The sequence below is a fragment of the Modestobacter sp. VKM Ac-2982 genome (assembly GCF_026967935.1).
GTDB lineage: Bacteria > Actinomycetota > Actinomycetes > Mycobacteriales > Geodermatophilaceae > Modestobacter.
The window spans coordinates 23,369-48,263 of sequence record NZ_JAPVBL010000005.1 but is presented as its reverse complement, the minus strand read 5'-3'; the positions used below and the strand labels follow the sequence as shown (position 1 = coordinate 48,263).

At 73.1% G+C, this 24,895-nt stretch carries 24 protein-coding genes; 11 read left to right on the top strand and 13 right to left on the bottom strand.

Annotated elements, in window-relative coordinates:
- Nucleotides 1-14 precede the first annotated feature (14 nt).
- The 5 genes from O2W20_RS17605 to O2W20_RS17585 are packed head-to-tail and all read right to left on the bottom strand — an operon-like array spanning nucleotide 15 to nucleotide 4,941.
- Nucleotides 15-854 carry a hypothetical protein gene (locus O2W20_RS17605; RefSeq protein ID WP_269171872.1) on the bottom strand — a complete coding sequence of 280 codons (840 nt, stop codon included), beginning with the start codon at nucleotides 852-854 and terminating at the stop codon, nucleotides 15-17.
- On the bottom strand, nucleotides 851-2,206 hold the full coding sequence (locus tag O2W20_RS17600) for a dihydroorotase (protein ID WP_269171873.1): 1,356 nt from the start codon (nucleotides 2,204-2,206) through the stop codon (nucleotides 851-853). The genes O2W20_RS17605 and O2W20_RS17600 overlap by 4 nt, the downstream gene beginning before the upstream one ends.
- A gap of 5 nt (nucleotides 2,207-2,211) precedes the next feature.
- The gene (locus O2W20_RS17595; RefSeq protein ID WP_269171874.1) at nucleotides 2,212-3,069 is read right to left on the bottom strand and encodes an ABC transporter ATP-binding protein; all 858 of its coding nucleotides are present in this window, start codon (nucleotides 3,067-3,069) and stop codon (nucleotides 2,212-2,214) included.
- A gap of 5 nt (nucleotides 3,070-3,074) precedes the next feature.
- A complete protein-coding gene (locus tag O2W20_RS17590; RefSeq protein ID WP_269171875.1) occupies nucleotides 3,075-3,890 on the bottom strand; it encodes an ABC transporter permease in 816 nt (271 codons plus the stop codon).
- The gene (locus O2W20_RS17585) at nucleotides 3,883-4,941 is read right to left on the bottom strand and encodes an ABC transporter substrate-binding protein (protein WP_269171876.1); all 1,059 of its coding nucleotides are present in this window, start codon (nucleotides 4,939-4,941) and stop codon (nucleotides 3,883-3,885) included. Before O2W20_RS17585 ends, O2W20_RS17590 begins: the two co-directional genes overlap by 8 nt.
- A gap of 142 nt (nucleotides 4,942-5,083) precedes the next feature.
- On the opposite strand from O2W20_RS17585, the gene O2W20_RS17580 reads away from it, so the two are divergent.
- The 6 genes from O2W20_RS17580 (at nucleotide 5,084) to O2W20_RS17555 (ending at nucleotide 11,895) form a co-directional block, all read left to right on the top strand.
- A complete protein-coding gene (locus tag O2W20_RS17580; protein WP_269171877.1) occupies nucleotides 5,084-5,833 on the top strand; it encodes an FAD binding domain-containing protein in 750 nt (249 codons plus the stop codon).
- Nucleotides 5,830-6,312: a (2Fe-2S)-binding protein gene (locus O2W20_RS17575; RefSeq protein WP_269171878.1), complete on the top strand. Its 483-nt coding sequence runs from the start codon at nucleotides 5,830-5,832 to the stop codon at nucleotides 6,310-6,312. Before O2W20_RS17580 ends, O2W20_RS17575 begins: the two co-directional genes overlap by 4 nt.
- Complete coding sequence (locus tag O2W20_RS17570; RefSeq protein WP_269171879.1) at nucleotides 6,309-8,519, top strand: xanthine dehydrogenase family protein molybdopterin-binding subunit; 2,211 nt, start codon at nucleotides 6,309-6,311, stop codon at nucleotides 8,517-8,519. The genes O2W20_RS17575 and O2W20_RS17570 overlap by 4 nt, the downstream gene beginning before the upstream one ends.
- Nucleotides 8,516-9,925 (top strand): amidohydrolase, encoded by a 1,410-nt coding sequence (locus tag O2W20_RS17565; RefSeq protein WP_269171880.1) that lies wholly within the window; start codon nucleotides 8,516-8,518, stop codon nucleotides 9,923-9,925. The genes O2W20_RS17570 and O2W20_RS17565 overlap by 4 nt, the downstream gene beginning before the upstream one ends.
- Nucleotides 9,865-11,418 (top strand): amidohydrolase family protein, encoded by a 1,554-nt coding sequence (locus O2W20_RS17560; RefSeq protein ID WP_331254122.1) that lies wholly within the window; start codon nucleotides 9,865-9,867, stop codon nucleotides 11,416-11,418. The genes O2W20_RS17565 and O2W20_RS17560 overlap by 61 nt, the downstream gene beginning before the upstream one ends.
- 99 nt (nucleotides 11,419-11,517) lie before the next feature.
- Nucleotides 11,518-11,895: a VOC family protein gene (locus tag O2W20_RS17555; protein WP_269171881.1), complete on the top strand. Its 378-nt coding sequence runs from the start codon at nucleotides 11,518-11,520 to the stop codon at nucleotides 11,893-11,895.
- Here the strand turns inward: O2W20_RS17555 and O2W20_RS17550 are convergent.
- From O2W20_RS17550 to O2W20_RS17540, 3 genes are all read right to left on the bottom strand, one after another.
- Nucleotides 11,889-12,350 carry a hypothetical protein gene (locus tag O2W20_RS17550; RefSeq protein WP_269171882.1) on the bottom strand — a complete coding sequence of 154 codons (462 nt, stop codon included), beginning with the start codon at nucleotides 12,348-12,350 and terminating at the stop codon, nucleotides 11,889-11,891. The genes O2W20_RS17555 and O2W20_RS17550 overlap by 7 nt on opposite strands.
- 30 nt (nucleotides 12,351-12,380) lie before the next feature.
- Nucleotides 12,381-12,530 carry a hypothetical protein gene (locus O2W20_RS17545; RefSeq protein WP_269165494.1) on the bottom strand — a complete coding sequence of 50 codons (150 nt, stop codon included), beginning with the start codon at nucleotides 12,528-12,530 and terminating at the stop codon, nucleotides 12,381-12,383.
- Between the two features lie 74 nt (nucleotides 12,531-12,604).
- Nucleotides 12,605-13,039 carry a hypothetical protein gene (locus O2W20_RS17540; protein ID WP_269171883.1) on the bottom strand — a complete coding sequence of 145 codons (435 nt, stop codon included), beginning with the start codon at nucleotides 13,037-13,039 and terminating at the stop codon, nucleotides 12,605-12,607.
- Nucleotides 13,040-13,325: 286 nt separating this feature from the next.
- On the opposite strand from O2W20_RS17540, the gene O2W20_RS17535 reads away from it, so the two are divergent.
- The 3 genes from O2W20_RS17535 to O2W20_RS17525 are packed head-to-tail and all read left to right on the top strand — an operon-like array spanning nucleotide 13,326 to nucleotide 18,843.
- The gene (locus O2W20_RS17535) at nucleotides 13,326-15,899 is read left to right on the top strand and encodes a molybdopterin oxidoreductase family protein (protein ID WP_269171884.1); all 2,574 of its coding nucleotides are present in this window, start codon (nucleotides 13,326-13,328) and stop codon (nucleotides 15,897-15,899) included.
- A complete protein-coding gene (gene nirB, locus O2W20_RS17530) occupies nucleotides 15,899-18,439 on the top strand; it encodes a nitrite reductase large subunit NirB (protein ID WP_269171885.1) in 2,541 nt (846 codons plus the stop codon). Before O2W20_RS17535 ends, nirB begins: the two co-directional genes overlap by 1 nt.
- The gene (locus O2W20_RS17525) at nucleotides 18,436-18,843 is read left to right on the top strand and encodes a Rieske (2Fe-2S) protein (RefSeq protein ID WP_269171886.1); all 408 of its coding nucleotides are present in this window, start codon (nucleotides 18,436-18,438) and stop codon (nucleotides 18,841-18,843) included. Before nirB ends, O2W20_RS17525 begins: the two co-directional genes overlap by 4 nt.
- Before the next feature lie 47 nt (nucleotides 18,844-18,890).
- On the opposite strand, the gene O2W20_RS17520 is transcribed toward O2W20_RS17525, so the two are convergent.
- Nucleotides 18,891-19,322 (bottom strand): DUF2000 domain-containing protein, encoded by a 432-nt coding sequence (locus tag O2W20_RS17520; protein WP_269171887.1) that lies wholly within the window; start codon nucleotides 19,320-19,322, stop codon nucleotides 18,891-18,893.
- 50 nt (nucleotides 19,323-19,372) lie between these two features.
- Between O2W20_RS17520 and O2W20_RS17515 the strand changes: the two genes are divergently transcribed.
- Nucleotides 19,373-20,161, top strand: a complete 789-nt coding sequence (locus O2W20_RS17515; RefSeq protein ID WP_269171888.1) for an AraC family transcriptional regulator — start codon at nucleotides 19,373-19,375, stop codon at nucleotides 20,159-20,161.
- Nucleotides 20,162-20,296: 135 nt separating this feature from the next.
- Here the strand turns inward: O2W20_RS17515 and O2W20_RS17510 are convergent, their stop codons facing one another.
- Both O2W20_RS17510 and O2W20_RS17505 read right to left on the bottom strand, forming a co-directional pair.
- Complete coding sequence (locus O2W20_RS17510) at nucleotides 20,297-21,091, bottom strand: hypothetical protein (protein ID WP_269171889.1); 795 nt, start codon at nucleotides 21,089-21,091, stop codon at nucleotides 20,297-20,299.
- A 121-nt stretch (nucleotides 21,092-21,212) separates the two neighbouring features.
- The gene (locus O2W20_RS17505; RefSeq protein WP_269171890.1) at nucleotides 21,213-22,649 is read right to left on the bottom strand and encodes an MFS transporter; all 1,437 of its coding nucleotides are present in this window, start codon (nucleotides 22,647-22,649) and stop codon (nucleotides 21,213-21,215) included.
- 200 nt (nucleotides 22,650-22,849) lie between these two features.
- On the opposite strand from O2W20_RS17505, the gene O2W20_RS17500 reads away from it, so the two are divergent.
- Nucleotides 22,850-23,374 carry a DinB family protein gene (locus O2W20_RS17500; protein ID WP_269171891.1) on the top strand — a complete coding sequence of 175 codons (525 nt, stop codon included), beginning with the start codon at nucleotides 22,850-22,852 and terminating at the stop codon, nucleotides 23,372-23,374.
- Nucleotides 23,375-23,461: 87 nt separating this feature from the next.
- Here O2W20_RS17500 and O2W20_RS17495 read toward each other — a convergent pair whose 3' ends face one another.
- Nucleotides 23,462-24,337, bottom strand: a complete 876-nt coding sequence (locus tag O2W20_RS17495) for a formate/nitrite transporter family protein (RefSeq protein WP_269171892.1) — start codon at nucleotides 24,335-24,337, stop codon at nucleotides 23,462-23,464.
- 79 nt (nucleotides 24,338-24,416) lie between these two features.
- Nucleotides 24,417-24,866, bottom strand: coding sequence for a cyanase (gene cynS, locus O2W20_RS17490; protein WP_269171893.1), 450 nt, complete (start codon nucleotides 24,864-24,866; stop codon nucleotides 24,417-24,419).
- Between the last annotated feature and the right edge of the window lie 29 nt (nucleotides 24,867-24,895).

Sequence of the window (24,895 nt, the reverse complement as noted above, 5' to 3'; positions counted from 1 at the left end):
GTCATGATGTTCAGTCATCTCCCCACCAGCAACCCCACGCGGAGCGCGTTCGTCACCCGCTGCATCATCACGCCGCCGACGGTGACACACCCCGCAGAGACAGCAGCCTGTTGAAGCGCACCGCTGCGGTTGTTGAGGTCGAAGAACCGCACACCGGGCCGCAGCGCGTCCAGCAGCGGGAACCGCGGTGGCACCGGTTCGGCCGTCTGCCCGACGGTCGTCGCGTTGACGACCAGGTCGGCGTCCCATCCCGCGGGCTCCGGCACGACTTCGACGGAGAGCATCTCCGCTGACAGGGCAGTCGACTTCAGCAGGGATCGCCCCCAGACCCCGATCCGGGCAGCGGGGTAGCGGTCGCGCAGACCGGCGACCAGGGAGCGGGTGGACGCGCCCGTGCCGGCGATGAGCACCCGCTCGGGGAGGTCGCCGCCGACCAGCACGCTCACTGCGGCTGCCGCCGCTGTGCTGTTGGTGTTGCACCCGAGCACACCACCGTCACCCCGGCGCAGTGTGTCGACGACGCCGGTTGCGCGAGCTGCCGGCGTCAGTGCGTCGCACAGGCCGGTGACCTCCTGCTTGTACGGGCTGAGCACCATGGCCAGGTTCCACGTGGGCTGCGCCGCGAGCTCGTCGGGACCGTCGGCGACGAGGGTGCGCCACGCCTCGACGCCCCGGTCCTCCAGCTGCTGAGTCAGGAGCGGGCTGCGCACCGCATCGGGAGCGACCGTGCCGATACCGCCGATGCACGGTACGTGCGGACGGGTCAGTTGCCACGGCACCTCGTCGCGGAGGAACGCCGCGACGGCCGCCTCGCTCACCGACCGGAAGCCGGCCCGCCCAGTTGCCGCGGTCACGCCGTGGCCCGGTGCACGCGGCGCGGCTTCACCAGGCGACCGCGCGGGTCCCCGACGGGGACCCCGTCCCTGGCGACGCACTGGCCGCGGAGGTAGGTGGCGACCGGCATCCCGGTGGCCTGCCAGCCCTCGTACGGCGTCACGGGGTGCGCGGAGTGGAGCTGCTGGCCGCTGATGACGGCGGTGCGCTGGGTGTCGACCAGGACGAAATCCGCGTCGGCGCCCAGGTCGAGGGAGCCCTTCTGAGGTGATGCGCCGTAGATGGCGGCCGGCCCGGCGCTGGTCAGCTGCACCAGCTGCTCCAGCTCGAGGCGTCCGGCGGCCACCTGGGTCAGCAGCAGTGGCAGCAGGGTCTCCACGCCGATGAAGCCGCCGACCGCGGACCACACGTCGGTGCAGGCCTGCTCCTCCCCGGTGTGCGGGGCGTGGTCGGTGGCGATGCAGTCGATCGTCCGCGCCGCGATCCCCTCCCACAGCGCCTGCACGTGCTCAGCCGGGCGGATCGGTGGGTTGAGCTGGACGAGGTTGCCCTGCGACTCGTACGCGGCGTCGTCCAAGAGCAGATGACCGATCAGCGCCTCGCAGCTGATGCGCGTGCCCAGTGCCCGCGCCTGCACCACCCGCTGGAGCCCCTCACGGGTGGAGAGGTGGTGGATGTGCAGGTGGTTGCCCGCCGCGGCGGCCAGGGTCGCCGCGCGGGACACCGCCTCGGCCTCGATGAAGGCCGGACGCGACTCCAGATGGGCGCGCGGGTCGGTCCGCCCGGCCGCCCTCAGCTCCCGCTTGAGCAGCTGCAGGACGGCGTTGTTCTCGGCGTGTGCGCCGATGGTCAGTCCGAGCGTGGCCGCCGTCCGGAAGGCGGCGAAGATGACCCCGTCGTCTGGGCAGGGGTTGTCCCCGGTCGTCTGGCCCATGAACAGCTTGAAGCCCATCGCGCCCTCGTCCGCCATGGCGGTGAGCTCAGCGCCGTTGTCCTGGGTGACGACGCCGTACAAGCCGAAATCGACCCGGGCCTTGGGGGCGACGACCTCGTACTTGGCGCGCCACCGCTCCGCGGTGGAGACCGGGGGGTCGGTGTTGGGCATGTCGAACACGGTGGTGACGCCGCCGACCGCGGCAGCGGTGCTGCCGGAGCCGAAGTCCTCCTTGGCGGTCATCCCGGGGTCGCGGAAGTGCACGTGCACGTCGATCAGGCCGGGCAGGACGTGCAGCCCGGCGGCGTCGACGTGCTCCCGGGCCTCGCCCAGGTCCTCCCCGACGGAGACCACCCGGCCGTTCTTGACACCGAGGTCGGCGCGGACGCGACCTCTGGGCGAGACGATCGTCCCGCCGCTGACGAGCATGTCCAACATGGTGGTCACTCCTGGTTCGGTCGATCGGTGTCGTGGTGCCCGCCGATGAGGTCGAAGATCCTGGCCTTGACCTCTCCGTATCCCGGCTGCCGGTACACCAGGTGCGAGCGGGGACGCGCGAAGGGGTTCTCGAAGGACTCCACGATGCGTCCGGGTGCACCACCCATGACGGCGACCGCGTCGCCCACGATCAGCGCCTCGTCGATGTCGTGGGTGACGAAGACCACCGTCATCCCGTAGTCGGCCACCAGCTGCGCGAGGAGTTCCTGCATGTTGATCCGGGTGTGGGCATCCAGTGCCGCGAACGGCTCGTCCATCAGCACCACGGACGGCTCGGCTGCCAGGCACCGGGCGATGGCCACCCGCTGTGCCATGCCGCCGGACAGCTCGTTGACCCGCTTGCTCTCGTGCCCGGTCAGCCGCACCCGATCGATCCAGGAGCGCGCTCGCTCGTGTCGCTCTGCCCGGGTGGGCAGCAGGTGGCGCAGGCCGAATTCGACGTTGCGCTGGATGTTGTGCCAGGGGTAGAGAGCCAGGTCCTGGAAGACCATCCCGCGGTCGGGGCCTGGACCGTCGACGAGCCGGGAGGCCACCAGCACCTCGCCCTGGCTGGGCGTCAGGAAGCCGGCGATCGCGTTGAGCACACTGGACTTCCCGCAGCCGGAGGGGCCCAGCAGGCAGAGGGTGCGCCCGCGCTGGACGTCCAGTGAGACGTCAGTGACGGCGTCGACCTGACGCTCCCGGGTCTGGAAGCTGAGCCGCAGGTCACGGACCTGGAGCAGCGGTGCCTCCGTGGACACCGACTGGTCCGGCGTCGCGGCGTCGGACCGGGGGGGCGGTGGTGCGGTGGTGTTGCGGGACATCGGCTTCAGCTCCAGGGGACGAGGCGGCGGGCGGCACGCGAGAAGAGGAAGTCGACGGCGGCGCCGATGAGCCCCAGGAGGATCAGTCCGACCACCATCCGATCGGCCCGGAACAGCAGGTGTGACTGGGCGATCAGCGCCCCCAGGCCCGTGCTGGCCCCGGTGAGCTCGGCGGCGACGAGCAGGAGGAAGGCCAGCGCGATCCCCTGGCGCAGCCCGGCCACCGCGAACGGCAGTGCGGCCGGCAGGCTGACCCGGAAGAAGAGGTCCCGTCGGTTGGCCCCCAACGTGCGGGCGACGTTGAGGTAGCGCAGCGGCGTACCGGCGACGCCCAGATGGGTGTTGAGCCAGACCGGGAAGAAGACGCCGAGGGCGATGACGAAGAGCTTCTGGCCCTCGCCGATGCCGAACCAGAGGATGCTGAACGGCACCCAGGCAAGTGCGGGGATGGGCCGGAGGATCTGCAGCGTCGGTTCGAGCAGCCCCCGGACCACCCGTGACCGACCGGTGAACAGCGCCACTGCGATGGCGAGCGCGCTCCCCACGACGTAGGCCGTCAGCGCCCGACGCCCACTGATCAGGACGTCGTTCACCAGCGTGCCCGCCTGCAGGAGGTCCAGCCCGGCCGCCAGCACGGCGCTCGGGGGAGGTGCGTCCCGGGCCGAGACCAGACCGGTCGTCACCACCAGTTCCCAGACGGCCACCGTCACGGTGAGCGAGCCGATCGGGAGCAGCCAGGAGGGGAGCCGCACCGGCGGGGTCAGCCGGCGCCGCTCGTCCGGACCCGCCTGCGGGCGTGCCGACGCGACCGCGCTAGCCACCGAGACCCACGCTCATGACCTGGGCGTCGAAATCCGGGGCAGGCCCCGGCTGGGAGCCATTGTCGATCGCGAACTGGGCAGCCTCGTCGAGCTGGCTGATGATTTCTGAATCCGGCTCGCTCGTCTCGAAGTCGAAGTCCTCCCAAATGGTCGAGAGGATTTCCCGATCAATTCGGGACGGTGCCACCATGATGTCCAGTGCGCGTTCCCGGTCGTCGTTGATGAGCGAGTCGTTTGCCTGGTTCGCCTCCATGAAAGCGAGGAGCAGGTCCTCGTTCTCCTCGGCGAACTCGCGGCTGGTCGCGAACAGGAAGCTGCTGGGCATGTCGAAGGGCAGGGACACCGAGTCCGGCACGGCCTCCTCGAGCACCGACAGGTTCGGCTGCCAGATGTTGATGGCATCGACCGAGCCGCTCTCGAGCGCCGGGATGACGTCGGGGGCGGCGACGTTGACGACCTCGACGTCTTCCCGGGACAGCCCGTTCTCCGTCAACAGGACGTCGAGGCTCTGGTCGGCGCTGGTCCCGGTGGGCACCCCGATGGTCTTGCCCCGTAGGTCAGACGGTTCGGCGATGCCGCGGTCGTCGCGGGCCACCAGTCGCCAGGACCCCCAGCGGGACGCCACGCCGAAGACCACGATGTCCTGGCCGCCCATCACCGCAGGGGCGACGTTGGACGGGGTGACCATGGCGATCTCCACGGCTCCTCCGGTGAGTGCCTGGAGGGCGTCCCTGCCGCTGGGGAACTCCGTCATCTCCACCTCGAGGTCGTGCTCTCCGAACGTCCCCTCCTCGGCGGCGAGCACGGGCTGGACCCACTCGGCGGGCGTTGACTGGGCGACCCGCAGGAGGCTCGTCTCGCCGCCGGCGGCCTCCTCGGAGGTGTCGGCCGGGTCGCTCGAGCACGCTGCCAGCGTGGTCGCGAGGAGGGCTGCCGCGACGATCCGTGGGCCGCGACGGCGCGCAGTGGACGTGGTGTGCATGGGGTTGCCTTCCGCATCATGGGTCGCATCGAGTGACGACAGCCAGCTGCTGCATACAGTGTGCAGCATGTGTGTCGGTCACGTTTCCGTCGTGAGGAATGACCGTAAAACCTGACCGTCCGATGCAATTCCGAATCGTTCGCAGAGGGGGACCGACCAGGCGACGGACCGAGGCTTGCGCCATTCCGGGAACTGCACATATGTTGCGCCGATGAACCCATCCTGGAGCCCGGCGTGGCACGCTCCGCGGTCCCGGGCGGAGGCCGTCGAGCTGCTCCGCCACGGTGCGACCCCCGTCGGCGGCGGTGCTGCGCTCCTGTCGCGGGCCTTCCCGCACTCGGCAGGCAGCGCGGTGGTGGACCTGCGGGCAGCGGTGGACGCCGGGAGCACACCCCCCGTGGTCGGCGCAGGCGCGACGATCGCCTCCCTGGCCGCTGACCCGGCCCTCCTCGCCGGCTGGCCCGCCGTGGCACAGGCCGCTGGACTCACCGCCAACCCGGGCATCCGGCGGATCGCGACCATCGGCGGCACCGTCGCCGGCCGCATCCCGACGGCCGACCTGGCCGCCCCGCTCGCCGTCCACGCAGCCGTGGTGCTGCTGGAGACGGGGGTCCGGCCCGGCCCGGCCCGGCTGCCCTACCTCGAGTACCTGGCGCAGGCCGCGACGCTCGGCCCGCATCTCGTCACCGGCCTCGACCTGGGCGCGCCCGCTCGCGGCGCCTACCGGCGGATCGCCGGCCGACACGGACCCGCGCCGGCGCTCGCCACGGTCGCTGGCGTCATCGATCGGGAGGGCCGGGTGCTGCTCTGCGCCGGTGCCTGCGCGCCCATGCCACTCCTCTTCACGCCGGGGGAGTTGCCCGGCCCCGACCAGTTGCTCGACGACGACCGGGCATCGGCGCTGTACCGGTCGCGATTGCTCTCGGTGCTCGCCGACGAGGTCGTCGAGGCGCTGTCGTGACCGGGGACGGCGTCGTCGTCAACGGCGTCCGGCATCGGCTCGATCCCGCAGCCATGTCCCGACGGCTCTCGCAGTGGCTGCGCGACGACGTCGGCGAGCGCACCGTCAAGGTGGGCTGCGAGGAGGGTGCCTGCGGTGCCTGCACCGTGCTGCTCGACGACGAGCCCGTACCGAGCTGCCTGGTGCACTGCGGGCTGGTGGACGGAGGACGGGTGGACACCGCACCGGCCTTCACGGCGACAGGGCCCGGCAGCGCACTCGCCCAGCAGCTGGTCGCGGCCGGGGGCCTGCAGTGCGGCTTCTGCACGCCTGGGATCGCCGCGACGATGACGGCGCTGCTGCGTGGCGGCAGCGTCACGCCCGAGCAGGTGCGGGCAGCGCTGGTCGGTCACGCCTGCCGGTGCACGGGCTACGCGGCCATCGTCAGCGCGGTGCTGGCGGCCCGCGACGACGTCGCCACCGGGCGGGACGACTCGTGAGGGCGACGGTCGCTGCCGCCGCTCCACGCCGTCTCGAGGGCGCGCGCAAGGTCGCCGGGCGGGCGCCGTACGCCGCGGACGCGGTGCCGCAGCCGCACCTGTTCGGTGGGGTCGTCGAGTCACCCGTCGTCGGGCCCGTCTCGGTCGACCTGACCGCCGCCGAGGCGGTGACCGGCGTGGTCGCGGCCCTGGGACCCCCGGACGACCCTGGGGTGCTGTGGTGCCCGAACCCGCACGGCACGGTGCTCGACACGCTCGTCTTCACGTCCCAGCCGCGGTTCGTCGGGGACGTCGTCGGCGCCGTGGTGGCGGAGACCAGGGCAGCGCTCGAGGCGGCCCTGGCGCTCGTCGTGGTCACGCCCCGCGCTGCGGAGCAACCGGCCGGGGCGGGCGACGGCTCGGCGCTGGACCCCCTGGTGGGGGAGGTCTGCTACGGCGACGACGCAGACACGGTCGAGCGGGCATTGCTGGCCGCACCGCACGTGTTCACCGCCACCTACACCGTGGACGCAGCGCCGCACGGGTACCTCGAGCGGCCCTGCGCCGCCGCCCAGTGGGCCGGGGACGGCTCGCCGTGCCGGATCTGGTCGACCACGCAGGTGCCGGGGCCGGTCGCGGCCAGGGTCGCCCGGATTCTCTCGCTGACAGCCGCGGACGTGGTGCTGGAGCCGGTCTACGTCGGAGGTGGCTTCGGTGGCAAGGAGGAGATCCAGTTCGAACCGGCGGCAGCGCTGCTCTCACGTGCCGCCGGGGGGAGGCCGGTGCTGCTGGAGATCACCCGGTCGATGACCAACGGACGCTTCCGCGTGCGGCACGGCGCCTCGGTCACCCTGCGCACCGGCGTCGACGACGACGGGGTTCTGCTCGTCCGCGACGTCGTCCTGGAGCTCGACGCCGGTGGCTATTCCGGGCACAGTCCGGACGTCGCCGCCGCCGGTGCCGCCCGGGCCCTCGTCCTCTACCCCGCCCCGGTCTCGCGGTCGGTGGGCCGGGCCACCCTCAGCGCGACCACCCCGGCGACCGGCTTCCGCGGGTACGGCGGCACCGAGACGCTGTTCGCGGTGGAGAGCCAGATAGACGAGATCGCCGACGCACTCGGGCACGACCGGGTGGTGATCCGTTCCCGCAACGTCCTGCGTCAGGGTGCGTCGGACCCGCTGCACGCCTGGCCGGTGCTCACGTTCAGCGCCGAGGCATGCCTGCGCGAGGCGGTGCGGCGGTCGGAGGCCTGGCCGGCCCCGACGGTGCCGAACGGCCCACCAGGACGGTGGCGCACCGGCCGTGGCATCGCCCTGCTGCTGGACACCTCCAGCAAGACCCGGCGCACCGGCCCGCCCGATGGTGCATCTGCCCGCTGCCGGCTGACCCTCGACGGTGCCCTGGTCGTCGAGACCGGTTCCACCGAGATCGGACAGGGCAACCACACCGCGTTCGCGGTGGTGGCGGCTGAGGCTCTCGGGGTGGCCGTGGAAGACGTGCGCGTCGACCAACCGTCGACGGCTACGGCGCCGGAGGATCCCGGTGCGTACGGCGCCCGGGGCGCCTACGTCACCGCCGGCGCCGTCGTCCTGGCGGCGCGCGGCCTGCTCGACCGGATCGTGCAGGCCGTGGTCGAGCGGACCGGCTGCGCGGCCACCGATGTCGAGGTCACCGGCTCGTGGGCGGGATCGGGCGCCGACCGCATCCCGCTGGCCGACCTGGCGCCCCTGGCCGCCGACGCGGCGTTCCGGGCGCCGGACAACGCCCTGTGCGCCGGCGCACAGGTCGCCGAGATCGTCGTCGACACGGCCACGGGGGTCGTCCGGGTCACCCGGGTGGTCTCCGTGCACGACGTCGGTCGTGTCCTGCACCGCACGTTGGCCACCGGTCAGGTGGTCGGTGGCGTGGTCCAGGGGGTGGGGACGACGGTGACCGAACGCCTGGCCCGTGACGAGCAGGGCGTCCCGTTCCGCGGGACCTTCCTCGACCACCTGCTGCCGACGGTGGCGGACGCGCCGGAGGTGGATGTCGTCTTCGTGACGGTGCCGCACCCACACAGCCCGACCGGGGCCAAGGGGCTGGGTGAGGCACCGGTGATGGGCATGGCCCCGGCGATCGCCAACGCCGTCGCGGATGCGACCGGTGTGCGAGTGAGGTCGTTGCCGATGCACCCCGAGCGCTTGCTGGCTGCGCTGGACGCTCGGCAGACGGAGGGGGTGCGGGCGTGAGCGCCACGCTGATCAGTGACGTCACGGTGCTGACGATGGACGAGCAGCGCAGCGTCGTCCCGCACGCCGCGGTGCTCATCGAGGACGACACCCTCGCCTACGTGGGGCCCGCGGAGGGCTGCCCGGCTGCGGAGGGGGTCGTCCGTCTCGACGGACGGGGGATGCTCGCCCTGCCGGGGTTGGTCAACGCGCACACCCACGTGCCGCAGATCCTCCTGCGCGGCGCGCCCTCGCAGGGGCGACGCCTGCAGGACTGGCTCAACAACGTGCTGTCCCCGGGGCTGGCCGCCTTCTCCCCGCAGGACCTGGAGGTGGCCACGCTCCTCTACTGCGTGGAAGCGGTGCGCAGCGGCATGACCACCGTCGTGGTCAACGAGGACGCCGGTGGCGCGGACTACCTCGGCGTGGCAGACCGGGTGCTCGGTTCCCTCCGGCAGTCGGGTCTTCGGGTGCGCTATGCCCGGATGATCAGGGACCTGGTCGACGACCGGGTCCTCGCCGCCAGCGGTTCCCGGGACCTGGAGCGCATGCGTGAGCGCACCTGGGCCGGCCGGCACGACTCGGCTCGTGCGCTGGCGGAGTTCGACGAGCTGGTGCGGCGCCACCACGGCTCGGGCAACGGGCGGGTGGAGGTCTGGCCCGCGCCGGCGACCACCGTCACCACGACCTTGGAGACCTTCGCCGCCGCACAGCGATTGGCCGCCGAACGAGGCACCAGCTGGACCATCCACCTCGCGGAGACGCCGATCGAGCAGGAGCTGCACGGGCGCAGCCCGGTCGACCTGCTCGACTCCCACGGCCTGCTCGACGGAGCGCTGCTGGCCGCCCACTGTGTGCACCTGGACGACCAGGACCTGTCGACCATGGCGGCCCGCGGGGTGCGCGTGGCGACACAGCCATCGAGCAACGCCTATCTCGGTGCCGGTGTCGCCCCGGTGCCAGCCATGCTGCGCCACGGGCTGACCGTGGGGATCGGCACGGACGACGCGAACGCCAACGACTCGGTGAACCTCTTCGTCGAGATGCGCATGCTGGCGCTGCTCCAGCAGGCGGTGAACCAGGACCCGGCGGTCATCCCGCCGGGTCGGGTGCTGGAGATGGCCACCAGCGCAGGAGCCCGGGCCATCGGTGCCGGGGACCTCATCGGATCGCTGGAGGTGGGCAAGCGGGCCGACCTCGTCCTGCTCGATCTCGGCGGTGTCCGGACCACCCCGGTTCACGACGTCGTCACCAGCCTGGTCTTCCAGGCCGGCGGTGCGGAGGTCGACACGGTGATCGTCGACGGGAGGGTGCTCATGCGCGATCGGGTGCTCACGTTCCTGACCGCGCAGGAGGAACGTGCGTTGTGCCGAGACGCGCAACAGCGCTCCGAACGCATCGTCACCCGAGCGGGGCTCACGTGGTGAGCGGCGCATCGGGACCGGCGCCGCGCACCTGGTCGATCACGGCGGAGCGGGGGCTCCTGGCACCGGGGCGCGATGCGGTCCGCACCTCGCCGACCGTGCTCCTGGACGGTGCGGAGGTGTCCGTGGCGGCGGGGGATGTGGCCTTCCAACGCTTCGACGCCGGCCGCGGATCACTTCTCCTGCCCGCACTGGCGAACGGGCACGATCACGGGAGGTACTTCTCGCCGGTCACCTTCGGTGCCGTGGACCAGCCGCTGGAGACCTGGTTGGCAGCACTCGCGTTGCAGCCTGATCTGGACCAGCACTTGACGGCGCTCGCCTACCTGACACGACTGGCTCGCAGTGGCGTCGCCAGCACCATGCACCTGCACCGCGCTCGCCCCCTGGACGTCCTGGTCGACGAAGCCGCGGACGTCTGCGCCGCCGCCGAACTCGTCGGCCTGCGCATGGCCTTCGCCGTCCCCTTGCAGGACCGCAACCACGTCGCCTACACGTGCGGCGGTGCAGGCAGCACGGGTTTCGGGACAGGCCTCGACGGTGTGGGTCCGCCCTGGCGCCCGACGGCGGTCCCATCGGTGCCGGCGTTGATGGACGCCGTCGACTCGATCGCCGCGGCCCATGAGTCGCCCACCGTCACCGTCCAGTACGGGCCACTGGGACCGCAGTGGGCATCGGACGAACTGATCTCCGCCATCGCCGAGGGATCGGCCCGAACCGGGCGACGGGTGCACATGCACCTGCTGGAGACCCGGCGCCAGCGGGAGTGGGCCGATGCTGCCCACCCCGATGGCCTGCTCGCGCACCTCGACCGGCTGGGGCTGCTCTCTCCCCGGCTGTCGGTCGCCCACGGGGTGTGGCTCCGCGCGGAGGAGTGCGCTCTGCTGGCGGAGCGCGGCGTCACCGTCGTGGTGAACACGAGCTCCAACCTACGACTGCGTTCGGGGGTCGCTCCGGTCGGTGCGCTCCTCGACGCAGGCGTGGACTGCGCCATGGGCCTGGACGGCGCGACCCTGGACGACGACGGCGATGCCTTCCGAGAGCTGCGCCTGTTGTACCTCCTGCAGGCGGGTGACGGTCTCGACCCCCGGCTGACGACCGAGCAGCTCTTCCGGGCAGCGGTCGACGGAGGTGCCCGCGCCGTCCATGGCGGGCGTGGCCCATGGGGCCTGGAGCCTGGGGCGGCTGCCGATGTCGTGGTGTTGGACCGCGAGGCACTCACCCGAGACGTGTTGCCGGCGAGTCAGGACGACCTGCCCCTGCTCCTCAGCCGGGTGACCAGTTCATCGGTGCGACATCTGTGGGTGGCGGGCCGGCCTGTACTGCGGGACGGGACGGTCCTCGGCGTCGACGAGGAGGCTGTCGTCGCTGAACTGCGGGCGCGGCAGGCCGGACTCCCCGCAGTGGACCCGCGGGCTGCTGCCCTCCCGCAACTCCAGGAGGACCTGTTGCAGCATTACCGGACTGCCCAGCACCGCCGGCGACAGGGCGGGTGATGCACCGGCTGTGCCCGGGGAGCAATCGTTGGTCGACCGTCGGTCAGCGACCGCCGGGTCGCTCCCGTCGGGGTGCTGCCGAGGGTGTAGGACCGGCGCATGCGCATCGACCGGATCGACCACCTGGTGCTGACCGTGGCCGACCTCGACCGGACCGTCGCCTTCTACACGCAGGTGCTCGGCATGACCGTGGAGACCTTCGGCGAGGGGCGGACGGCGCTGCGGTTCGGCCGGCAGAAGATCAACCTGCACGTGCGCGGCGCCGAGTTCGATCCCCGGGCCGCACAGGCCGGCACCGGCACGGCCGACTTCTGCCTGGTCACCGAGGACCCGCTGGACCAGGTGCGCGAGGACCTCGCGGCGCACGGCGTGCCCGTCGAGGTGGGCCCGGTGACCAAGCAGGGGGCGCTCGGGGAGATGCGCAGCGTGTACGTGCGCGACCCGGACGCCAACCTGGTGGAGATCTCCCGCTACTGAGCGCCCGGGGCGGCGGCCTGACCGGCGGGGCCGACCAGCCGGTCCCGCAGCCAGGCCACCTGGTACTCGGGGACGGCGAGCTCGATGCGGCCCTCGGGGGTCCGGACGGTCAGCACCCGGGACCTCACCGCCTGCATGCGCCACCACTCACGGACCTGCGGCCGGCGGGTCTGCGGGTCGACGGCGAGCACCGTCACCGCCGGCCCCGCCCCGTCGCGCCGGAACCTGCGACGCAGGACCAGTTCGCCCAGCCGCGGCGTCGCGAGGTAGGTCCGCCAGCTCCGCGACAGGGAGGGACCCCAGCCGTCCGCGGAGCGCGCGGACAGCTCGGTGCGGCCCTCGCGCATCCGGCGCCGCAGCCGCTGGTGGCGCAGCCGCCGGCCGAACAGCCCGCCCACCCCGGCACCGATCGCCGGGATCAGCAGGGCCAGGACCTCGCCGCCGTCCTCGAACACCGGACCAGCCTGGCACGGATCGGGGAGAGCTCAGCGCCGTCGGGCGACCCGGGTGCCGACGAGGACGCCCATCAGCGTCCAGAACGAGCCCACGCCGACCCCGGCCAGCACCACCCAGAACGGCACCCGCATCTCGTCGGTCGCCACCTGCACCAGCCGCTGCTCGGTCTGCTCGTCCACGGCCGACAGCCTGCCCTGCGGCCCGACCGTGCACCAGCCTCCCGGCGCGCGCCGGCAACGGGCTCGCCGGGTCGTCAGTCCGGTCCCGCCTCGCCCACCACGTGCTCGACCGGCAGGTCGAAGGACCGCGACACCCGGCTCGGCAGGTCGGCCCGCAGCCAGCGGGAGACCCCCCGAGTCAGGGTCGACACCACGATCTCGTCGGCGCTGAACCGGCGCAGCGCCAGGCGCACGGCCTGCAGCGGATCGGGGTCGCCCACCTCGCCGTCCGCGGCTGCCCCGAGTCCGCGGATCTGCGCCAGTGCGTCGGTCAGGCGCTGGGCGGCCAGGGCGCGCGCGGGGTCGGCCGGCGCGTCGCCCTCGGACCTCGCGCGCTGCTGGTGGGCGACCGGCGTGGCGGGGACGACGACGTAGAAGACGTGCTCCCGTACGGCCATCCGCTGCTGGATCGCCTCCAGCAGGCGTGGCCCACCGAGGGTCTGGTTGGCGAGCACCAGGCACCGTCGCATCGTCTCTCCACCCGCCTGTCGATCGGGACCGCGTCGTTCGACGGTAGGACGTCCCCCGTCACGGAGGCGAGCCCACCCGTCACAGCGGGACGACGCACCGAGTGACAGCACAGCGGGCTTCCCGGAGCGGGGGAGCCCGCTCAGCTGTCACTCGCCGGACGACGGCCGTGCGGGGGCGCCGCGAGGAACGGTGCACCGTCCTGGGCGCGCCGGTGTGAGGGCGACGGAACGCGAGCTTGACCTGAGCGCCCCCACCGGGAAACCGGGCCACCGCACGCTCGCAGATGTGTCCGCCGCCGTCTCGTTGCCCACCCCCGGCGTCGGCACGCGCACCACCGCCACCCACTGCCCGTACTGCTCGCTGCAGTGCGGGGTCACGATGACCGCCGGCGACCGCCCGGCCACCCTGGTGCCGGCCGACTTCCCGACCAACCGCGGCGGGCTGTGCTCCAAGGGCTGGTCGGCCCCGGAACTGCTCGACCACCCCGAACGCCTCACCCGGCCGCTGGTCCGCGCCGACCCCACCAACCGGACCAGCCCGCTGGTGGAGAGCAGCTGGGAGGTCGCCCTCGACCGGGTCGTCACCGCGATCCGGGCCACCCAGCGGGACCACGGCCGCGACGCCGTCGGCTGCTTCGGCGGCGGCGGGCTGACCAACGAGCAGGCCTACCAGTTCGGCAAGTTCGCCCGGGTCGCGCTGCGCACCAGCGCCATCGACTACAACGGCCGGTTCTGCATGTCCTCGGCGGCCGGCGCGGCGATCCGGGCCTTCGGGCTGGACCGCGGCCTGCCGTTCCCGCTGGCCGACATCGCCGAGGCCGACGTGGTCGTGCTGGTCGGCAGCAACCCGGCCGACACGATGCCCCCGGCGATGCAGTGGTTCGACGCCGGCCGCGCGCGGGGCGCCGAGCACATCGTGGTCGACCCGCGCCGCACCAGCACCGCCCGCCACGCCTCGCTCCACCTGCAGCCGCTGCCGGCCACCGACCTCGCGCTGGCCAACGGGCTGCTGCACATCGCGATCGCCGAGGGGCTGGTCGACGAGACCTACGTCGCCGCGCGCACCACCGGCTTCGACGCCGTCCGGGCCGGGGTCGCGGGCTACTGGCCCGACCGGGTGGAGCGGCTCACCGGGGTGCCGGTCGAGCAGCAGCGCCGCACCGTCTTCGCCCTCGCCCGGGGACGACGGTCGATCATCCTGACCGCCCGGGGTGCGGAGCAGCACCGCAGCGGGGTGGACACCACGCAGGCCTGGATCAACCTGGCGCTGGCCCTCGGCCTGCCCGGGCGCGAGGGCAGCGGCTGGGGCACCGTCACCGGCCAGGGCAACGGGCAGGGCGGGCGGGAGCACGGGCAGAAGGCCGACCAGCTGCCCGGCTACCGGAAGATCACCGACCCGGCGGCGCGGGCGCACGTCGCCGCCGTCTGGGGCGTCGACCCCGACGACCTGCCCGGACCCGGCCGCAGCGCCTTCGAGCTGCTCGACGCCCTCGGCACCGAGGGCGGGGTCCGCACGCTGCTGGTGATGGCCTCCAACGTCGCCGTCTCCGCCCCCGACGCCCGGCGGGTGATCAGCCGGCTGCGCGACCTGGACTTCCTCGTGGTCAGCGACTTCTTCCTCTCCGAGACCGCCGAGCTCGCCGACGTGGTCCTGCCCAGCGCCATGTGGGCGGAGGAGGAGGGGACGATGACCAACCTGGAGGGCCGGGTGATCCGCCGCCGCCGCGCGATGGACCCGCCTGACGGCGTCCGCGACGACCTGCAGCTGCTCGCCGAGCTGGCCGACCGGCTGGGGGTGCCGGGCTTCAGCGGGGACGCCGCGACCGTCTTCACCGAGCTCGGCCGGGCCAGCGCCGGCGGGCCGGCCGACTACTCCGGCATCACCTACCGGCGGATCGACGACGAGCAGGGCCTCTTCTGGCCCGTCCCGCACCCCGACCACCCGGGCACGCCGCGGCTGTTCACCGACCGGTTCGCCACCCCCGACGGGCGGGCCCGGTTCTGGCGGGTCGAGCAGGTCGACGCCCACGAGCGCCCCGACGCCGAGTACCCCTACGTGCTCACCACCGGCCGGGTGCTCGCCCAGTACCAGTCGGGCACCCAGACCCGCCGCTCCCGCAGCCTGCAGCTGGTCGCACCCACCCCGCGGGTGGAGCTGCACCCCGACCTGGCCCGCGCCCTCGGCATCGGTCAGGACGACGTCGTCGAGCTCGCCACCCGGCGCGGCCGGGCCCGCTTCCACGCGCTGATCACCGACACGATCCGCCCGGACGTCGTCTTCGCGCCCTTCCACTGGGGCGGCGGCTCCAGCGCCAACGCGCTCACCGACCCGGCGCTGGACCCCACCAGCCGGATGCCGGCCTTCAAGGCCTGCGCGGTCGCCGTCTCCCGGGTCGGTGAACCCGCGGAACACCTCCCGCCACCGGCACCGGCCACCCAACCGCAGCCCGGCCCGCACGCCGCACCGACGGCCCACACCCCGCACGCCCCATCCCGGAGGAGGACCACCAGCGTGAAGAGCACCCCGCGCTTCCTGCACGGCGTCTACCCGATCACCGGCGAGGGGCTGGGCAAGCCCGGCCCGCTGGACCCCGCCCTGCGCTACCAGGTCCCCGAGGGCAAGAGCGCGCAGGCGCTCTACTTCCGCGGCGGCAACTCCACCGACGAGCTCGTCTACGTGCTGCTGGTGCGCGACGGCCAGCCGATGCGCTGGTTCCCGATCGGTGCCAAGGGCGACTGCCACGTGCCGCTGCGGGTGGTCGAGGACCTCGACGGCGGCACCGTGGTCGAGCTGCACGCCGCCGCACCGGTGGGCGTCACCGGCGACCTGGTGCTCGACCTGGGCCTGGTGGAGGTCTGATGACGGCGGTCCTGGGTGGGCGCCCCGCAGGCGTGAGCACGCTGCACTTCGCCATGGACGACGCCGACGGGACGGACTCCCGGCAGCGGCTGGTCGTGGTGGGCAACGGCATGGCCGGGGCGCGGGTGGTCGAGGAGGTGCTCGAACGCGGCGGCGGCGAGCAGTTCGCGATCACCGTGTTCGGCGAGGAGCCGCACGGCAACTACAACCGGATCATGCTGTCCCACGTCCTGGCCGGGGAGGAGCACGAGGACGACATCGTCCTCAACAGCCACGACTGGTACGCCGACCAGGGCGTGACGCTGCGGGCCGGCGTGCGGGTCGACCGGATCGACACCCACGCCAAGATCGTCTACGCCGCCGACGGGACGACGACCGCGTACGACCAGCTGGTGCTGGCCACCGGCAGCCGCTCGTTCATCCCGCCGATGACCGGGCTCTACACCGCCGACGAGCAGCTGCTCCCCGGCGTCTTCGGCTTCCGCACCATCGACGACACCCGGGCGATGCTCGCGGCCGCCGCAGAGCACGAGCGGGTCGTGGTCGTCGGCGGCGGGCTGCTCGGCCTGGAGGCCGCGCGTGCCCTGCAGGGGCACGGGCTGCAGGTCGAGGTGGTGCACGCCGGCACCCACCTGATGAACCAGCAGCTGGACCCCGACGGCGGCGCGATCCTGAAGAACAGCGTCGAGGCGCTGGGCATCGTCGTCCACCTGGCCACCCGCACCACCGAGGCGATCGGCCCGGACCGGGTGCGCGGCGTCGTGCTGGCCGACGGCCGCGCGGTCGACGCGGACATGCTGGTCATCGCCGCCGGCATCCGGCCGGTCACCGAGGTCGCGCTGCTCAGCGGTCTGGAGGTGGAGCGGGGCATCGTCGTCGACGACCAGCTGCGCACCGACGACCCCGACGTCTACGCCGTCGGCGAGTGCGCCCAGCACCGCGGTGAGCTCTACGGGTTGGTCGCCCCGGTGTGGGAGCAGGCCCGGGTGCTCGCCGACCTGCTCACGGGCGCCGATCCGGACGCGGAGTACCACGGCTCCCGGACGGCGACGAAGCTCAAGGTCGCCGGGGTGGACGTCGCCACGATGGGCGTCAACCGCCCCGAACGGGACACCGACGAGTTCCTGGTGATCTCCGAGCCCCGCCGCGGGGTGCACCTGTCGGTCGTCGTCCGGGACGACAAGCTCGTCGGCGCGACCCTGCTCGGCGACACCCGCAAGGTCGCCTTCCTGACCCAGGCCTTCGACCGCGGCACCCCGCTGCCCGCCGAGCGGATCAGGCTGCTCGTCGACCTCTCCGACGGCGCCGCGGAGGTGGGCGTCGCGGAGATGCCCGGCGACTCGCAGGTCTGCAACTGCAACGGGGTGACCAAGCAGGCGCTGGTCGACACGGTCAAGGCGGGGACGACGAGCGTCGGCGGCTGCATGGACGCCACCCGCGCCGGCAAGGGCTGCGGCTCCTGCAAGCTCCTGGTGAAGCAGGTCGTCGAGTGGGCCGCCGACGGGGACGTGCAGGAGGACCCGGCCGAGTCCTGGTACGTGCCGGGCATCCCGCTCCCCAAGCCCGAGCTGATCGCCGCGATCCGGGACCAGCAGCTGCGCAGCGTCTCCGCCGTCTTCACCGCGCTGGCCCCCGGTGGGGAGGAGGACGCGAAGTCGAAGATGGGCCTGACCTCGCTGCTGCGGCTGGTGTGGGGTGCGGAGTACGAGCAGGAGAACGACGCCAAGTTCATCAACGACCGGGTGCACGGCAACATCCAGCGCGACGGCACGTTCTCCGTCGTCCCGCAGATGAAGGGCGGGGTGACCACCCCGGCCCAGCTCCGGAAGATCGCCGACGTGGCCGAGAAGTACGAGGTCCCGATGGTCAAGGTCACCGGCGGCCAGCGGATCGACCTGCTCGGGGTCCGCAAGGAGGACCTGCCGGCGATGTGGGCCGACCTGGGCATGCCCTCGGGCTACGCCTACGGCAAGAGCTTCCGCACCGTGAAGACCTGCGTGGGCACCGACTTCTGCCGGTTCGGGCTCGGCGACTCCACCCAGCTGGGCATCGACCTGGAGACCCGCTTCCAGGGCATCGAGAGCCCGGCCAAGATCAAGATGGCCGTGGTCGGCTGCCCGCGGAACTGCGCCGAGGCCTACGTCAAGGACGTCGGCGTCGTCGCGGTCGGCAACGGGAAGTGGGAGGTCTACGTCGGCGGTGCGGCCGGTGCCACCATCCGCAAGGGCGACCTGCTGGCCACCGTCGACTCCCCGGCGGCGGTGATGGAGCTCAGCGGCCGGTTCATCCAGTACTACCGGGAGAACGCCAACTGGCTCGAGCGCACCTACGACTTCGTGCCCCGGGTCGGTCTGGACCACATCAAGGCGGTCCTGCTGGAGGGCAGCGAGGAGGTCCTCGCCGACCTCGACGCCGGCCTGCAGCGCTCCATCGACGCCTACACCGACCCGTGGGGCCAGGACGGGGCGCAACCGGCCACCCCCGGCCAGTTCCGCACCGCGTTGCCGCTGGTCGACCTGCCGATGGTCCCGGTCCGATGATCGCCACCCACTCCGACGCCCCCGGGGCGCCCACCAGCGCACCGCCGAAGGCCGGCACGCCGGCCACCGAGGTCACCGACGGTGCGGCGGCCGGAGGAGCGGGCGTGCCGCACGTGGTCGGCCGGGTGGACGACGTGCCGCCGGGGGAGGGCCGGGCATTCGTCGCCGGTGACGTGCAGGTCGCCGTGTTCCGGCTGCGCGACGGGTCGCTGCACGCCACCCAGGCGGCCTGCCCGCACTCCGGCGGGCCGCTGGCCGACGGGCAGACCGACGCGACCGTGCTGGTCTGCCCGCTGCACCTGTACGCCTTCCGCTGGTCCGACGGCACCTGCACCAGCACCGCGCCGCCGGTGCGGCTCTTCCCGGTCTCCGACCAGGACGGCGCCCTGGTCGTCACCGTGTAGTCCGGCCCCCTCGCAGGGGGCCCGCCGCGAGCGTGCGAGGGAGTCCTTCACGGGTGCATGCCGGCGCCCTTCACGACCTTGTCGACGGCGTTCCTCGGGCCGTGCACCGCAAGGCCCACGAGGTCCAGGTCGGTGCCGGCGACCGCGCGGACGGCGGCCCGGTTCTGCACGTCGCCCGGCGTGCTGAACAGCTCGGCGGTGAAGACGGCGGGGGTCAGCGACCGCTCCAGCGCCCGGGTGCGGGCGGTGCGCAGCAGCTCGGCCCGCCCGGTGAGGACGAGCACCGGCTGGCGCAGCATCGGCAGGTAGCCGGTGCCGTCGGCGTCCTCGTACGGCTCGCCGACCAGCTCGGGGCCGGTCGCGGTGATCCCGCTGACCAGGAACGCGGTCACGTTCAACGCCTGCCAGGGGGCGAGGTCCGCGCGCAGCAGGACGGCGATCTTCGTGGCCCAGCGGGGTGCCTCGGCGGGGGTGTCCATGCTGCTCAGCGTCGCGGCCCGCCGTCCGTCGGGTCTTGTACGTTCCTGACGTGAGCGAGGTGGTCGCCTGGCGGCCGGACGTGCCCGGGCTGACCGAGGTCTTCCACGCCCACTTCACCGACCACGTCTACCCCGCGCACACCCACGAGTCCTGGACGCTGCTGCTGGTCGACGACGGGGTGGTCCGCTACGACCTGGACCGGCACGCCCACGGCGCCTCCCGGGCCGAGGTGACCCTGCTGCCGCCCGGCGTGCCGCACGACGGCCGGTCCTGGTCGCCCGGCGGCTTCCACAAGCGGGTGCTCTACCTGGCCGCCGACACCCTCGGCGCCGACCGGGTCGGGGTGGCCGTCGACCAGCCGGCGTTCGACGACGACGCCCTGCGCAGCCGGCTCTCCGCCCTGCACGCGGCGGTGCGGCCCGGCGGTGACGCCCTGGAGGCGCAGAGCCGGTGGGCGTTCGTGCGGGAGCGACTCGGCCAGCACCTGGACCGCGCCGTGGCCGCCCCGCCGGCCGTGCGGGACGACGCCCTGGCCGACCGGGTGCGTGACCTGCTGGACACCCGGGTGGCCGAGGGGCTGGCGCTGGAGGAGGCCGCGGCGCTGTTCGGGGTCTCGGCGACCCACGTCGTCCGGGCGTTCACGAGGCGGCACGGGCTGCCGCCGCACCGCTACCTGACCGGCCGGCGGATCGACCTGGCCCGGCGGTTGCTGCTCGACGGGATGCCCGCCGCCGAGGTCGCCGCGGCCAGCGGGTTCACCGACCAGTCGCACCTGACCCGGCACTTCCGCCGGATGATCGCGACGACGCCGGTGGCCTACGCGCGGTCCGCGGGCTGACCCGGTCGCGACGGCGGCACCACGCGGCCGATCCGCCGTCCCCCTGCACCAACGCCTGGCCCCCCGCACCAACGTTGGTGCAGGGGGACAGGCGGTGATCAGGGCACCTGATCACCGCTGGGAACAGGGGCGAGGTCAGGCGGGGGGCAGCTCGAGGTCGGCGAGGGCGGCGGCGACGTCGTCCTCGCGGACGAAGTCCAGCGCCAACAGCCGGTGCACCAGCACGCCACGGCGGGTCAGCCGCAGGTCGGTCGGGCGCAGCCGGGGCCGGACGGCGCCGGGGCGGGAGACGACCGGCGCCGGGTCCAGCAGCCCGCTGCGCTGCAGGTCCGACACGTCCTCCCGCGCCCCCCACGCCCGCCAGCCGCGCGGGTCGTCCTCCAGGGCGCCCAGCGGCAGCGGGGCACGGTCGCGCCGGCCCACGGCGGCCAGGTACACCAGCTGGCGCCAGCTGCACGACTCGGCCAGCTGCAGCGCCCGGGCGGCCAGCGCCACGTCGATGTCGGGGGAGACGACCACCTCGGCGACCAGGTAGCCCAGGTGCCGCACCCGGCGCTCCTCGGTGGTCCGCCGCGCGGCCTGGACGACGTCCTCGACCAGCCGCTCGGCGGCCGACCGGGCCGCGGTGCTCACGCTGAAGAAGCCGTCGCTGCGCACCGGGCGGCCCTGGTGGGCGCGGGTGACCGACAGCTCCGCGGCGAAGGCCAGGACGGCGCCGGCCCGGGCGCGCTCCCAGGTCAGCGGCAGCTCGGCGGCCGAGGTGGCGGCGTCCCGGAGGCAGGAGGCGAGCCGCTCGTCCAGCCGCAGCGGGCTGGAGTCGGGCTCGAACAGCAGCCCGGCGACGGCCCGGGTCATCGACCCGGCGACCAGCTCTCCGGTCTCGACCAGGTCCCGGCCGGGCACGCGCTCATCGCCGATGGGTTCCCTCACGCGGTGATCATGGCCCGCCGCGGGCCGTGCTGCACCTGGCGGAGACCGCGTCTCACCACGGCGGGGCAGCAGGAGGCCGCCCCGCCCCCGGAGCAGGGGCGGAGCGGCCAGGAGCAGTTGGTCAGACGCCGGCCTGCTGCATCAGCGTGCCGCGGCGCAGGTAGACGAACCAGGTCACCGCGACGCAGGCGATGTAGAAGCCGCAGAAGGCGCCCAGGGCGGTCACCACGCTGCCGGTGGCGAGGTAGGACTCCGACACGATCCGCGGGATGAACACCGCCCCCAGCGCACCGACCGCGGAGATGATGCCGACGGCGGCGGCGGTGTCCCGCCGCGCGCGGTAGAGCACCTGGGCCGGGGTGTCCGCCGAGCGCGCCGCGGCGGCCTCGGCCCGGTAGATGATCGGGATCATCCGGTAGGTCGACCCGTTGGTCATGCCCACGACGGCGAACAGCACCAGGAAGCTGGCCAGGAAACCGCCGAAGCTGCCGGCCCCCAGCGCGGCGATGGCGGCGCCGATCGCGACGGCCTGGCCGATGAAGGTGACGATCGTGACCTTCGCGCCGCCCACCCGGTCGGCGAGCCACCCGCCGAAGGGCCGGGACAGCGAGCCAACCAGGGGCCCGAGGAAGGCGTAGCGGTAGGTGTCGGCGGCGAACTCGTTGGCCAGCACCAGCGGGAACGCCCCGGAGAAGCCGATGAACGAGCCGAACGCGCCGATGTAGAGGAAGGACATGATCCAGGTCTGCTTGCGCCGGGCGATCGCTGCCTGGTCGGCGATGTTGGCCTTCGCCCCGGACAGGTTGTTCATCCCGAACCAGGCGCCGACGACCGCCAGGACGATGAACGGCACCCAGATCAGCGCCACGTTCTGCACGTACCGGGCGTCGCCGCCGGCCGTCGTCCCGGTGCTCCCGCCGATCACCGCGATGGTGCCGGCGGTGACGGCGAGCGGGCCCACCAGCTGGATGATCGCCACGCCGATGTTGCCGCCGGCGGCGTTGAGGCCGAGGGCGAAGCCCTTCTCCTTGTCCGGGTAGAAGAAGGAGATGTTGGCCATCGAGGAGGCGAAGTTGCCGCCGCCGAAGCCGCAGGTGATCGCGGTGAGCACCCAGAACCAGTAGGGCTGCCCGGTGGTCGCGGCGACCACGAGCATGGTCACCGGCACCAGTAACAGCGCCGCGCTGACGACCGTCCAGTTGCGCCCACCGAGCAGCGCCGGCATGAAGGTGTAGGGCACCCGCATGATCGCGCCCACCAGGCCGGCGGTGGCGACCAGCCAGAAGAGCTGGTCGCTGGTGAAGCCGTAGCCGATCGAGGCGAGAACGGCGGTGGCGACGCTGAACATCTGCCACACGCTGAACCCGATGTTCTCCGCGAGCACCGACCACACCAGGTTGCGGCGGGCGACCGGCTTCCCCTGCGGTGAGGCCCAGAACGCCGGGTCCTCCGGGGCGTAGTGGTCGATCCACCGACTGCCACCCCGGGTCGCGGTGGCGCCGCCGGCAGGGGGCGACACAGCCGGTGCGCCCGGGCGGTGGAGCTGGGTCTCTGTCATGAGGTCATCCCTGGTTCGAGGCCGGACCGCGGGCGCCCACCCGGCTGGGACGGCGCCGGGGACGACGCTAGGAACCGGGCGTTTCCACCCCACCGCGACGGCGTGACCGGTGCGGTACATGCCCCGCACGGGCCGCCGGACCACGATGTGAGGCCGGGTGGGCCCCCGAACGTGGGCGGGTCGCCCTACGGTCCGAGGGCATGGCCGGACTCGTGCTGCCCGTGCTGCTCCGAGGCTGGGACGACGCACGCGCCCGGCTGGACCAGCGGCTGGACGGCCTGGGCGACACCGAGTACCTCGACGAGCCGGTGGACGGCGCCTGGTCGGTGCGCCGCGGCGACGACGGCACCTGGACGGCGGACTGGGCCGACCCGGCGCCGGATCCCGCGCCGGTCACCACGATCGCCTGGCGGCTGTGGCACCTGGCCTCGGGCTGCTTCGCCGACTACCTCGCGCAGTCCCCGCCCGGGCGGCCGCTGACCGTGTCCGGGCGGGAGTGGCACGGCGACGTCGCATCGGCGCTCCGGGACCTGGACGTCGCCGCGACCGCGTTCCGCACGGCGATGACCGACCTGGGGGAGGAGGGCATCTGGCGACCGCTCGGGCCGGCCTGGGGGCCCTACGCCGACTCCAGCTGGGCCGACCTGCTGGTGCACGCCACCGACGAGCTCGCCCACCACGGCGCCGAGATCGCCCTGCTGCGCGACCTGTACCACTGGCGCTGAGCCCGGACCACCAGCATGACGAACCGGCCCCCTCCCGAGGGAGAGGACCGGTTCGTCGTCCGCAGGTGCGCCGCCGGCGCCGGGGGGTCAGCGGGCCCCGACGGGCGTGGTGTCGGCCGGCACGGCTGCGTCCCGGGGGAGGTCGGCGGAGAGCGCCGGCTTGCGGGAGGCCCCTGTCTTGGCATGGGTGGCGTAGAGCGTGAGCCCGACGAAGGCGAGCCCACCGACCAGGTTGCCGAGGACGGTCGGGATCTCGTTCCAGATCAGGTAGTCACCGACGGAGAAGTTGCCGCCGAGGAGCAGGCCGGAGGGGAACAGGAACATGTTCACGATCGAGTGCTCGAAGCCCATGTAGAAGAACAGCAGGATCGGCATCCACATCGCGATGACCTTGCCGGAGACCGAGGTCGACATCATCGCCGCGACCACGCCGGTGGAGACCATCCAGTTGCACAGCACGCCGCGCAGGAACAGCGTCAGCATCCCGGCGGCGCCGTACTCGGCGTACCCGACGGTCCGGCCCTCACCGATGGTGCCGATGGCCTGCCCGACCTCGTTCGGGGGCATCGCGAAGCCGTAGGTGAAGATCACCGCCATCATCACCGCGACGGTGAACGCGCCCAGGAAGTTGCCGGTGAAGACCAGCCCCCAGTTGCGCAGCATGCCGCGCACGGTCACGCCCGGCCGCTTGTCGAACAGCGCCAGCGGCACCAGCGTGAAGACCCCGGTCAGCAGGTCGAAGCCGAGCAGGTAGAGCAGGCAGAAGCCGACCGGGAAGAGCAGCGCCCCGACGATGGGCTGGCCGGTCTGCACGGTGACCGTGACGGCGAAGGCAGCGGCCAGCGCCAGGATGGCCCCGGCCATGAACGCCCGGATCAACGTGTCGCGGGTTGCCATGAAGACCTTCGCCTCGCCCGCGTCGATCATCTTGGTGGTGAAGTCCTTCGGGCTCACGTAGGACATGGGTGGCTCCTCGGCTGTGCGGGTGGGAGGGGAGCGCGCGCAGCGACCGCGGCGGCGCGTGGGGGGAACCGGCGCGGGGTCACCAGCGGTAGTCCAGGAACTTCCCGTCGAAGGTGACGACGACCCGGTCGCCGTCCGGGTCGGGCCGGCGGGCGACGTCCACGCGGAAGTTGATCGCGCTCATGATCCCGTCGCCGAACTCCTCGTGGATCAGCTCCTTGAGCGCCGGTCCGTAGACCGACAGCGCCTCCAGGAAGCGGTAGACCGTGGGGTCGGTCATCCGGGCCGGGTCGGAGCCGCGGGAGGGCTGCAGGCGCAGGCTCTCCTCGACGCTCTCGTCCAGCTCCAGCAGCCGGCAGACCCGCTCCGCCTGGTCCGCGGTCATCGGGTGCTGTCCGAGCAGGGCGGCGGTGGTCCAGACGACCGGCGCGTCGATCTCCTCGGCGAGCTGGGCCCAGGTCAGGCCGCGCCTGAGTCGGGCGGCGACCACCAGGTCGGCGGCGTCGGACTTCGGGAGGACGGGCGTCATCGAGCTCCTCGGGTGCGGTCGGCCAGGTC